This is a genomic window from Lacticaseibacillus pantheris DSM 15945 = JCM 12539 = NBRC 106106, assembly GCF_001591865.1.
In the GTDB taxonomy this organism is placed as follows: Bacteria; Bacillota; Bacilli; order Lactobacillales; family Lactobacillaceae; genus Lacticaseibacillus; species Lacticaseibacillus pantheris.
The window spans coordinates 1-12,602 of sequence record NZ_BCVS01000069.1 but is presented as its reverse complement, the minus strand read 5'-3'; the positions used below and the strand labels follow the sequence as shown (position 1 = coordinate 12,602).

Here is a 12,602-nt window from a genome sequence, read left to right as displayed (position 1 = left end):
TTGTTCGGCCTGCCTTATACGTCGGTTTCTGCGGGGCGCAACTCGTTTCAACACCAGACAGTAGCGTGGGAGCGCTGCAGTATTCACATTCCGCTCCCCACCAAGCATTCGGCCTCGCCGCCGGATGCTTTTAATATCCGCGCAATTACCGAACACCAACAAATAGGTCTTAGGTCCCATGTAACTTCCCTCAGTTTTCAGTAAATTTATAATCGTTAATAAAGATTGAAAACATCGTACATAACGAGGGAGAAAACTATGGCATTTTTGGAATTGCGGAACATCCGCAAATCGTACTTTCTAGGTAAAGAGGAGTTCCCGGTTCTTAAGGGTATCAACCTCGACTTTGAACTGGGCGAATTCGTCTCCATCCTGGGTGAGTCTGGTGGTGGTAAGTCCACGCTGATGAATATCATTGGTGGGCTCGACCGGAACTTTGAGGGTTCCGTGACCATCAAGGGACAACTGCTGGACCACAAGAAGGAGAAGATGCTCGACGCTTACCGTCGGGGCACCATCGGGTATATCTACCAGGCGTATAACCTGGTGAGCCACCTCACCGTGTTGGAGAACGTCTTGGTGGCACTGGACATGACCACTTTGAACCACAGCGAACGGCTGGCTCGCGCCAATGAGCTGTTGGACCAGGTTGGACTGAGCGACCAGGTTAAAAAGCACCCCAACCAGCTGTCTGGTGGGCAGAAGCAGCGGGTGGCCATCGCCCGGGCGTTGGCTGCGGATCCGCAGGTTATCATCGCCGACGAACCCACCGGAGCCTTGGACTCGGTGAACACCAAAGAAGTGTTGGAACTGCTGAACCAAATTGCCCGGAGCGGTAAGTTGGTTATCGCCGTGACGCACTCGCAAGAGGTGGCCGATTACGGGACGCGCATCGTTCACCTTGCCGACGGGCAGATTGAGGGGGATGAACGCATCAAACCGGCCTTTGACCAGCAAGAACAGGAGACCAGCATCCCCGCTAAACCGCTGGCAGCCTGGGCATCGTACCGGACGGCGTTTAAGCACCTCACGTACACTTTCTGGCGCAACTTCCTGATTATTTTGGGGACTGCAATTGGGTTGTTTTCGGTCATGCTGTTCCTGGGGTTGGGTAACGGTATCCAGGGGTACATCAATAAGCAGGTTACCGATCTCGCTAATCCGAACTACCCCACGGTTTTGAAGAACGTGGATACTGACAACAAGAAGCCCGCCACGGAGCGGATGAACAGCACCATGCAGGCGATGACCACGGATTACCACTCCACGACGTTTAGTCAGGCCGACCTCGACGCTTTGGCGAACGTGAAGCACGTATCCAACGTCGAAAAGGGTTACCTGTTCAACGGTGCGAGCGTGAGTTACGGTCAGAAGCAGGCGGGTAACATGACCTACCAGACGTGGACCAACGCGTTTACCAAGAAGTCTATCAAGGCGGGCCAAGCGCCTGGTAGCGGTGAGATTCTGGTGGACAAGAAGAACTTTGCGCAGGTTGTGTACAACAAACACTGGCGTGATATCGTTGGCAAGACCGTGACGGTGAAGTATACCGCCATGAGCAGCAGTAACCAGCCCGTGCAGATGAACGTTAAAATGAAGGTTGCCGGTGTGGTCGATACGGGCAGCCAGGGGGCAACCATCGCCGCCAACTTTGACGCCATGCACCAGCAGTTGGCGGATGCGCAGGCGGACGCAGCACCAACCTACGTCAACGTCAAAATTGGTAACACCAAGTACGTTAAGTCGACCACGGCCGCCATCAACAAGCTGAAGGACGGCAAGAAGTACCGGTTTGCCGCCATGTCGATTGGCAGCGTCCTGGACACCATCAACACGATTACCAAGCTGGCAACAGATGTTCTAGCGGCGATTGCTGGCATCTCGTTGGTCGTATCCGCTCTCATGATTATCGTCACGATGTACATGTCGGTATCTGAGCGGACCAAAGAAATCGGGATCCTCCGCGCGCTTGGTGAGTCACGCCGCGATATTCGCCGGCTATTCACTTCTGAGTCACTATTTATCGGTCTGCTGGCCGCAGTCCTGGGTACGGGCATGGCCTTTGGTATCGGTGCGTTGCTCAATAGCGCACTGTACCAAGTTGCCCACTTTACCATGATTAGTATTGCTCCGGGCAACGTGGTGTTTGCATTCATCATGGCCATCGTGATTTCGTTCCTCGCCGCGCTTCTACCAGCCCGGCGCGCGAGTCGACTTAACCCGATCGACGCGTTGTCCGCGGACTAGTGAACGGTCGTAACGAGTCACAATTAAGCGAATAGCGTAATCAAAAACACTCAGCCCACCCCTGAATTAGCGGGGAAGGCTGAGTGTTTTTGCGTGCACAATTATTGGTCGACGTGGCCGTCCAGAATGACGTCCATAATTTCGCCGGCCATCGGCGCGATGGCCTCGTCCGCGCGGGGGTACGCCACGTTGTTAGTACCTGACCAGGCAATTTCGTGATCCCGCACCACGTATATCTTGGTCGCCATCCGCACCGCCTCGTTCACGTCGTGGGTGACCAGAATGGTGGTCATCTGCCGTTCCTGCCACAGTTTGAGGATGAGTTCCTGCATCTTGCGGCGGGTGAGCGCGTCTAGTGCCCCCAGCGGCTCGTCTAGCAGTAGTAGCTGTGGGTTGGCCATCAACGCGCGGGCGAGGGCCACCCGCTGCCGTTGGCCACCGGATAGTGAGTCGGGGTAGGCGTTAGCAAAGTCGTCCAGTTCAACTTCATGGAGTAGCTTCTGGGCTTCGGCCAACCGTGCTTTATCGCTGGTATGCCCAAAGGTGAGGTTGTCCTGCACCGACATCCATGGTAGTAACCGGTCGTCCTGGAACATGACCCGGCTATTGACGTTGAGACCGTCGATGGTGTGGCCGTCCTGCGCAATTTCGCCGGTGCTTGTTTCCTCCAGGCCGGCGATCAGGCGCAGCAGGGTGCTTTTACCACCGCCACTTTGCCCGACTAACGCTACGAATTCCCCCGACTGGATGTCGAGGTCGATATCGCGGAGTACGTGGGCGTCGCCGTAGTATTTATTCACGTTTTGAATTGTTAGTAATGTGTTAGCCATTGTGTGTCGCACCCCCGGCGTTTTGCCATTCGAGCATCGGGTTCTCCAGTGATTTAGCCATCAGGTCGGATGCCTTGCCGAGTAGTGCGTAAATCACGATACACATCAGGATGGTCGACATGTCCATGAAGTTCTGCGCGTTAGTCGACATGTAGCCAATCCCGGAGCTGGCCGCCAACGTTTCGGCGACGATCAAAGTAGTCCACATCACACCCAACGCGTACCGAACACCCATCAGGATGGTTGGTAGCGCGCCGGGCAGGAGGATCTTGAAGAACAGTTGCGCTTTGCTGAGCTGGTAGGACCGCCCCATTTCGATGAGCTTCGGATCCACGCTGCGCAGACCGTGGTAAGTGTTGATGTAGATGGGGAAGAGCACCCCGATGGCCACCAAGAAAATTTTGGAAGACTCACCCACACCGAACCACAGGATAACTAGTGGAATCAGGGCCAGGTGGGGGATGTTACGCAGCATCTGTACGGAGGAATCTAGCAGTAGGTTCATCGTTTTGGACAGCCCCGTGCAGAGTGCGAGCACAAAGCCGATGACCCCGCCGATGACAAAGCCGGCCAGTGCGCGGTATAGGCTAATTGCCAAATTTTTCTCGAGCGTGCCGGACTGCAGACTCTTAATTGTAGTCTGCACGACACCCAGCGGGCTTGGCAAAATGTTGGCGTCAATCCAACCAACACTGGACCCTAGTTGCCACAGCAGCACCAAGATAACGGGGATGGTCCAGGGTAACAGGCGTTGTACCGTGACGGTTCCCCAATTACTAGTTGGTGATGTGGCCTTATTGGTGTTTTGCATTTCCATAAAATACTCCTCCTAAGTGCTGGTGCTCTAGCCGGCCGTCGTGGCTAGCAGTGAGTTTTTAACTCGGGTGTGCTGAATTTTACCGGTGGGCCCGGCGGCGAGACTGTCAACATAGACGAATTGGCCGGGAACCTTGAACCGGGACAGGCGTGCGGACGCGAACTGCGTTAGTTGGCCCGTTAACGTGGTGTCGCCGGTGAAACCGGGGTTCAGCACCACCGCTGCCGTGACGGATTCGCCGTAAATCTCGTCCGGCAGGCCCACGACCGCCACCTGATTGATGGCGGGGTGTTGGGTCAGAACGTTCTCAATTTCAGCGGGGCTGATTTTGTCGCCACCATGGTTAATCAGTTCCTTTTTACGCCCCACGATAAACAGGTAGCCATCGTCGTCCAGGTAGCCGACGTCGCCAGTATGGAACCAACCATGGCGGAAGTCGGACTGGTACTTGGGATCCAGGTAGCTGGTGATAACGTGTTCGCCGTGCAACGCAATTTCGCCGGTAGCACCGGCCGCCAGCGGCGTATCATCTTCATCCAAAATGACGAGGTCGGTACCAGTAGGGCGGCCGACGGACCCCACTTTGGGCTGGTCGACGGGATTCACCGTAATTTGGCTGGCGGCTTCGGTCATGCCGTACCCCTGCACGATGGGTACGTGGAAGTAATCTTCAAAGTCGCGCTGAACGTTCGGGAGCAAAGGTGCACTAGCCGAGCGGATAAAGCGCAACTGCGCCACCTGGGGCCGGACTGCTGGCCGGGTTTTAAGCAGGATTGCAATGATCGCGGGTGCTCCCGACAACCAGGTGATCCGTTCATCTTGCACCCAACTCCAGAAGCGGTGTGCACTAAACTTTTGCGCCACGATTAACTTGCCGCCGGAGATGGTGGTGGCCAGCACCGAAATTACCTGGGCGTTAATGTGGAATAGTGGCAGAACGACCAAGGTGCGGTCAAGAGGCGTGAGTGCTTGCGATTCAGCGATATCCTTTGCCGCAGCCAGTAGCTGGTCGTGGGTGAGCACGACGGCTTTGGGGTCGCCGGTGGTACCGCTGGTGTACATCAGGACGCCGATGGGGCTCGCGGTATGTTGCTGGAAGGCAGTCAGCTGGTCATTCGTGGCGACCGCCTGGCTGCTGACCGTGAAGACAGGTGTGGTGGCGGTAGCGTCGCTGACTTGGATGGAGAGGTTCACGTCGGCAAGTTGCGCGAGTTCACCACTTTGTTCAGCGTGGTTAGGCCCAAGGATGAGGGCTCCGTAGTGGTGACGGTGTAGCAAAGTAGCGAGTTCGGGTACGGGCATCGCGGGGTTGACCGTGTAAGCGACGGCGTGGAGCGCAAGCGTAGCGTACAACGCAATAATATTGTCTGGTCCGTTAGGCAGACTGATTAGCACGATGTCGCCAGCACCAACGCCAGCGTTGCGTAGGTTGGTCGCGAGTGCGTCCCGCTGTTCACGGACAGCCGCACCGGTTAACCAAGTGCCGGTGTTCAGGTCCTTGATCATGTGGTTGTGTTCATGGTTGTTGATTTGCTGGTTGATGGCGTCTGTGAGCTGAGTCATGGCGACCTCCTTATTTGTAAACGATTAGTTTTTAATGCTACGTTTATCATTATATGTTTAAAATGGCTTCAATAGTGTCATTATGCCGGCAAAATGTGTTAAAAGTATGAACCACAATCAAAAAAGTTGTGTGAAGGTGATAGTTACGCGCAATGTTGAGGTTCGTTTCAGCAATTAAAAGGGGGCTGTGCCAAAAGGCGGTTAGCTCCCGATATACAAAACGGCATCAGTGGAAATCCCGAAGTTAGGATTTCTGCTGATGCCGTCTTGTATGTTAGGGAGCTGTCTTTTGGCGCGCGAACATAACGTATTCTAAAGGCTGCTGTCACAATTCCTTTGGGTTGGTCATAGCCGATGCGGTTATTCTACGCTGCCAGTTAAATTTTGGGGTGCGGTAATCTTTGGCGGTAGGAATACGTCGTTAATTTGCATGATGGCAATGTCGTGGTTTGCTACCCGCATGAGGTCTTCGGTCACCCGGTGATCCGAGGCCACGTACAGGTGGGTATCGTTGTTACTGAGCAGACCCACAAGTTCAGAGTCTTCAAGCGTTTTGGCGTTAATAAACGGTACGCCGTGCAGTTGCTGTTTGGTAACCAGGTTGCGGTACTTTTTATCGTCTAGGCGCCCGATTAAGTACGATTCAGTTGGGTAATGGTGTTGCATCCACCAAGTGATAAGGTCGTTGGTGTCGGCAAAATTATTGATGAGGATACCCGATTCGTCGTACAGTTCGACACCGTTTTGCGTACCCCGGTTGTAGCTAACAACAATGGCAATCATACCGTCATGACCGTAATACTCCTCAGTAGCGAGCTCACCGGCCTGGTTGAAAATTGCGTTGGCCGACAAGATACCCGCGTCATTAAAGTAGCTTTGCTTACTGAGCTTACCGTCCCGCAGGTAATCAATTTGCGCAATGTGTTCGTTTTTGGCGGTACGGTAGTGGATGCGCAGGGTCCAGTCGTTATCCTTCAAGGTAGCGTTCAAAGTCTTGTGGTCCGAACTCCAGTTTTGCTGGGCGATGTTGCTGGGCAGGCTAACCGGAATGGCGGTGGCCTTACCCCGTGATTGGATCTGGTATAGCGGGTTAATCAGTTCGATTTGGTCAGCCTCGATACCGTTATCCTGGGCCCATTCGGCAATTTCATGGGGGAAATTAATGTCAAAGTAGGCCGAGTACACGCCCACTTTGTCCGCACCGCTTGCCAAAAGCCGGTGGGTGACTTTGTTGAGCTCCTCCGCGTGGTGGGGCAGGAAGGCATCAAAGTCAATGATGTACCGGTGGTCGGCGTCCATTGGTAGTGACGAAAAACGAAACGTGGTCCCAAACCACGAAACGAGTTGGGCCGCACCCGTTAGTAACTTATTAGTGGCATTTTCAATGGCGGTCTGTGTTGCCCGTTGCTGCGCTTTCAAATCGGCCAAGGTTTCGTTGGCCTGATCAATAGCGGTCTGGCGGTCCTGACCGTTACTCGTGATTGCCCGCTTTATATCACTTTGCTTCTTGGCGAGGTGGCTCAATTCAGATTCAATATCTGCGAGTTTATCCTGTTCGGCTGTCAGGTCAGCTGCGGTCTGCTCGTGGTCCTTTTCTAGACGCGACTTTTGTACGTTCAGCGTCTTTTCCCGTTGTTCAATGTCCTCAAGTTCTTTGCGGTAAGATTCGGCCATGCTCAGTAACTTGAGTGGATCCGATTCGTCGTGCAACTTGGTGACAATCTCTGCTTTTTTATGTTCTAGTTCCTTGATGTCTTGCTCATTATGCTCACGCTGATTAGCTAAGTCACTCAGCTGGTTTTTGAAGGTGGACACTACGACTGACTGTTGCTTTTGCGCCTGCTCAACGTTGCTCGTGGTGGCAATACTTTCTGTAAGCTGTTCTTTAAGCGCATGATCAGTTTTCCTTTCCAGGGCAGTCAGTTTTTGCGTCTCAGTGTCAATTTTTGTGCGCAACCCTTCGAGTTTACTCCGGGCCTGGTGTAAGTCTGCTAGCTGGCGATCGCGTGCTGCGAAAAGTTGTTCCTGTAGTTGTTGACGTGCGTCGTTGTATTGCTCACTAATCGAGGCGATAATGCTCATCAATTGCTGAGCATTATCGATTGATCGGCCCGGAATATCATCTTGGAGCGGGGCAGGCTCATTCGTGGAAGGAACCGCAGCCTGGGCGGTTGTTGCGGGGGCGGGCCGGGTTACCTCCGGATTGGTTTTAACGGTTACGAGCGGTGCCGGCGTTGGTTCAATAGTGGCGGTTTTGTTTCTTTGTTTGAAGAATTTCATGATATTACCCCTCCAGAAGAAATTATGTGGTTTGGTACAGTGACGCGTCTTAATCCAATGCAATCAAAGCCGGCTAGTGGTGGCTGAATGCACTACAATTTAATTCGACAAAAACCCAAAGCCATCTAAATAATACTCGATTATAAGGTGTTTGCAAATAACAATTCGCTAAAATATAAAATAACATTTTTGATACTTTGGACACTCTTGCGGGTAAGTGCTGGAGTTATTTCAGAAAGCGACTAAATTAATTTTTTTCGGCTCTAATTTGAGCACACATCGGATCACTGTTTGCATTATCCACGCATTTTTATTTACCGAGCTGGTCGACATAAATTGACGCTCTTGTCGATTGCCCACCTCATGGAATGATGCCCGGATAATGTTTGATTGTGAATCGAATATAGAAGCCATTTTGTAATTCAATGATTAACAATCCGGCCTAATGGTGGTATCCCTTGCTACCACGAGGCTGATGCTAGCCTGATTTTTGTGGCTGGCAAAGACAACCAAGTGTAACGATTCACAATTTGGACTGTAGTCGCTGCAGTTTGATCAATTTGCGACTCTGAATCGATGCAAAGAAAATGGCTCAAGTTACGCCAACGTGGTGTGAATATGCATAGCGTGGAGTGGTATCGCCAAAAATTATAGTTTGCAAAAAAATAGTTTAGACAATTTAACAAAAGCTGTCTAAACGTGCTTGACGGTAATTCACACGCCTGGTTATAATAACGACGTGCAAGACAAACTATTACGTAGTATAACCGCCGCCCGTCCAAGCGACGCTTATACGTACTATACGTGAATGGTCATCTGGATTGTGCGCTGAGCTTTTTGGTTCATGAGATATTAGGAGGGACGAAGATGAAGATTAGAGGTACTCGTTCATACGAGAGACTGGAAACTGACACGAAACAAAGGTACAAAATGTACAAGGACGGCCGTCACTGGGTTTATGCCGGCCTGTTGACCACATTTTTTGTTTCGGTAGCAGTTCTTGGCGGCGGGGCACAGTCCGTTAGCGCCGACACGACTGATGCGGTTGTTTCCAGTGCAACAACAAATACAGATACCGGAGCAACTTCGGCTACATCAGATGCTTCGGCGCAGACGGCGACTAATTCCGCTGCCAGTGTGGCGCCATCAGCTGCTAGTCAGGCGGAATCAGCACAAAGCAGTGCTAGTTCCGCAGCTGCGGTTGCGGCACCAACACTTGACCGGCCAACCGTAACGGCTAATGGCGAAACCGCCACTTTGATTGGTACCGCAACTGCGGGGTCTACCATTACGGTTACTGTTGACGGTGTGGCCCAATCACCAGTCGCTGTTAGTGCTACAGGTACTTATAACATTACTGCTAAGGCGGGAGCTACAGTTAAGCTGGTCGCGACCAAAGACGGTCAGTCCGGCCAGTCCGTGACTATTACTACTCCTGCTCCGGCCCAGGGACAGACAAAGACGTCCGTAGATGCAACATCTGCGACTGCTTCCTCAGCAGCAACTGATTCAGATGCCGCTGACACCCCGGCAGCAAGCGACGCTGCTTCTTCGGCAGCTACTGCTACGACGGCGGCGTCCAGTTCGGCAGCCGCTTCAAGCGATGCTGGTACCACTGCCGAAGCTGTTGGCCTGACCAGCACGCCAACGCAGGTGTACGACAAAGACTCTGACAGTTACATCATCACGGGTTCGGCAACGCCAGCATCACGTGTAACCTTCAAGAAGGGGACCACAACGGTCGTCGCAGTTACTAGTGCGGCTGACGGTTCATTCACTGCTAAGTTGCCAGCTGGTGACTCTGGGGTTAAGGCTGGCGACACGATCAGTATCACCGTCCAAAACGGTACGACCACTTCTACACCTAAAACCTTGACGTTGGTTAACGGTACAACCGAGACCAACAAGGTGAACAAGACCGGCCTGCTTGAAGGTCAGTTGTTCGGCGAATCTGGGTACGCTTTGGACAACACCGCACAGGCGCAGTTGGGTGAAACGGCTGCCGTTACGGACGTAGTTAAGAAGGCTAACGAGGCCAACTTGCAGGTGCAGAACTCCGGTCGTATCACTGACACGACTGGTACCGCGCTTTCGCCAACTGACGACAGCTCTACGGATAACAACGATAGTTACGATGACACGATTGCCTATGGTGGTAAGACGTACGTCAGTGGTGCTAACAAGCAGTCGACCATTGCAGTTGACTTCTTCAACGACCAGGGTGCCATTTCATCCGACTACAGCGAAAACAAGGACAAGTATGCCCTTAGCAACCTGCAGTACAGCGTTGGTAAGTACAGCTACCTGTTCGCCGACCCAACCGATACTAACAAGCACACGCGTTACGCCGACATTGTGGTCGCGACTGAAAACCCTGGTCTTTCCGCCAAGGTGATCGGTGCTACTACTAACGGTGCGACGTTCGGCTTTGATACAGCGATTAATAACTCGGTCAAAGTTGGTACTTGGGTGGTTCAAAGTGTTAACCGTGCCGGGGCAATCGTTAAGAACCCTGATACCGGTGAAACTTTCCAGATTACTGATGCTTCGTCTATGTCTAACCAGGTGTTTGGTGAGAGTGGTTTGACGATTGATAGTAAGCTGGCTAACACCGCCGTTGTTGAAACCACGTTTACTGGTGGCGGGATTGAGAAGTTCCTGTCTACGATTACCGGTGGTTTGACCGGTGTTATGGGTGCCGCTGGGGTTGTTGCCCTGGTTCCTGACTTGGTTTCGAAGATTGTTGCCATTATCGGGACGGACAACACTTACTACGCTGGTTTGCAGGCATCCATCCAGAAGGTTAAGGATGACCAGGCACAATTAGCTGCTCTGGGTGGCAACTCCTTCTCAATTACTTCACTGGAACCAGTTGAAAAGCAGAGCGATGGTACTTACAAAGTAACTAACTCTTCAACCTTCCTGGAAAGTGTGACTAACTACGTTCAGTACCTGGCCAACACTTGGATTGTTGACTTGTACGACATGGTTGCTTCCCTGATTGGGGTTTCCACTACTTCCGTCAATGGTGGTACTAGTGCGTTGGGTTCCCTGCCTGGTGGTATTGGGTTCCTGCTTGATGGTCTGAGTGACACCCTAAACCAGGATGTTGAAGATGCGTACACGACCGTTACTAACTTTATCGCTGATACTGTTGGGACTGGTCTGGGCCAAGTACTTGACTTGGGTGTTGCTGGTTCTCAGAAGATCATCCTGCCTGTTTCCTGGAATGATCCTGACTTCACCGCCCAGGAGAATACCAATGGTCAGCAGCAGCTGGACCAGGTCGGTGCGGGTAACTTTACTCGTCTGACCCTGACGGCAACGCCGACGTTCTTCAACGTTTCGCCGGATTCGCCCTTGGAAACGTCACTGGTTTACCAGCGGACTGACAAGGACCATCTGTACGAACAGTACGAGGGTCTTTCTACCGATGAGAAACTGAGTGATGCTGGTGTGGCTGCACGTTTGGCCCTGCAAGATCTGAGTGCAACTAAATACAACGATGCGGACCCATTGAACGCAAGCAGCCCGGATGATATCTCGACTGATTCTGACAAAGATGGTATTTCTGACTTTAACGAAATGTACGTCTTCCACACTAACGAACACATCGCCGATACTGATGGTGACGGTCTGAGCGACCTGCAGGAAGCTCAGTACGGTACTAAGGCCGGTGAACCTGACGACGTCAAGAAGGGTCACGAAACTGCTTTGGCTGCCGATAAGGATACTGATGGTGATGGTATTTCCGACTATGACGAAGTGACCAAGTACCATACCAACCCAACCAAGGCCGATACCGATGGTGATGGCCTGACTGATGGCCAGGAAATCGGTGTTAAGGATGCGGATGGCAAGGTCATCACGGCATCTACCGGTACCAACCCATTGATGAAGGACACTGATGGTGATGGTATTCTCGATGGTAAGGACACCACCCCATTGGACAACGGCTGGACTGGTACTGATACCGATGGTGACGGTGTTCCGGATGATGTCGAAGCGAAGTTGGGTACTGACCCGAACAACGTCGACACTGACGGCGATGGTTTGGACGACTTTGCTGAACTACAGTACGGTACGGATCCATTGGCTCAGGATAGTGATGCTGACGGCGTTTCCGACGGACAGGAAGTTAAGGATGGAACTGACCCAACTAACGCTGATACCGATGGCGACAACCTGACTGATGGTGAAGAAAAGACTCGTGGGACTAACCCACTGATGATTGACACTGATGGCGACGGCTACACTGATGGTCGTGCACGTCAGGATGCATCACAGTACGACATCACGACGGCATTTGTTGCGGTTGGCGGTGTGGAACTTTCCAACGACCCATCCGTAACGGGGAGTACTGCTAAGGGCTACGTTGTTACTGGACAGGGTACTCCGGGCGCAGATATTACCATTACTGACCCGAGTGGTAACAAAGTTGGTGAAGGTACCGTTGATGGCAACGGTAACTACAGCATCAATGTTCCGGGTACTGTTGGCGCTGAAACTGTACTGACGGTCACTCCATCTAAGGATGGCAAGAACGGCGATTCCAAGAAGGTTACTACACCTAAGGATCCAGCCGACCTGAAGCCAGCATTGAGCAACGCTACTGTAACTGGTAACTCCACTGATGGTTACCAGGTAACTGGTACTGGTACTCCGGGCGCAACTATTGCTATCACTGATAATGGTGGTAACAAAGTTGGTGACGGTACTGTTGGTACGGACGGCAAGTTTACCGTTCCTGTTCCTGGTACTGTTGGCCCAGAAGCAACTTTGACCTTGACCCCTGCTAAGGGTGGCGTTACTGGTGACCCAATCACTGTAACTACTCCTAAGGACAGTGGCGAAACTTCGAACCC

At 52.4% G+C, this 12,602-nt stretch carries 6 protein-coding genes; 2 read left to right on the top strand and 4 right to left on the bottom strand.

Features of this window, described 5'->3' with window-relative positions:
• The first annotated feature begins 258 nt into the window (after window positions 1–258).
• Complete coding sequence (locus LPA02S_RS07980; protein ID WP_056956333.1) at window positions 259–2,247, top strand: ABC transporter ATP-binding protein/permease; 1,989 nt, start codon at window positions 259–261, stop codon at window positions 2,245–2,247.
• Window positions 2,248–2,348: 101 nt separating this feature from the next.
• Here the strand turns inward: LPA02S_RS07980 and LPA02S_RS07975 are convergent, their stop codons facing one another.
• The 4 genes from LPA02S_RS07975 to LPA02S_RS07960 form a co-directional block, all read right to left on the bottom strand.
• Complete coding sequence (locus tag LPA02S_RS07975; protein ID WP_056956332.1) at window positions 2,349–3,077, bottom strand: ABC transporter ATP-binding protein; 729 nt, start codon at window positions 3,075–3,077, stop codon at window positions 2,349–2,351.
• Entirely contained in the window at window positions 3,070–3,888 is an 819-nt protein-coding gene (locus LPA02S_RS07970; protein ID WP_156302191.1) for an ABC transporter permease subunit, read from the bottom strand. Before LPA02S_RS07970 ends, LPA02S_RS07975 begins: the two co-directional genes overlap by 8 nt.
• A gap of 33 nt (window positions 3,889–3,921) precedes the next feature.
• Entirely contained in the window at window positions 3,922–5,457 is a 1,536-nt protein-coding gene (locus LPA02S_RS07965) for an AMP-binding protein (RefSeq protein ID WP_054651594.1), read from the bottom strand.
• A gap of 360 nt (window positions 5,458–5,817) precedes the next feature.
• On the bottom strand, window positions 5,818–7,737 hold the full coding sequence (locus LPA02S_RS07960; protein WP_056956331.1) for a coiled-coil domain-containing protein: 1,920 nt from the start codon (window positions 7,735–7,737) through the stop codon (window positions 5,818–5,820).
• 867 nt (window positions 7,738–8,604) lie between these two features.
• On the opposite strand from LPA02S_RS07960, the gene LPA02S_RS07955 reads away from it, so the two are divergent.
• Window positions 8,605–12,602, top strand: a 3,998-nt coding sequence (locus LPA02S_RS07955) for an Ig-like domain-containing protein (RefSeq protein ID WP_082788850.1), incomplete at its 3' end; no start/stop codon positions are given.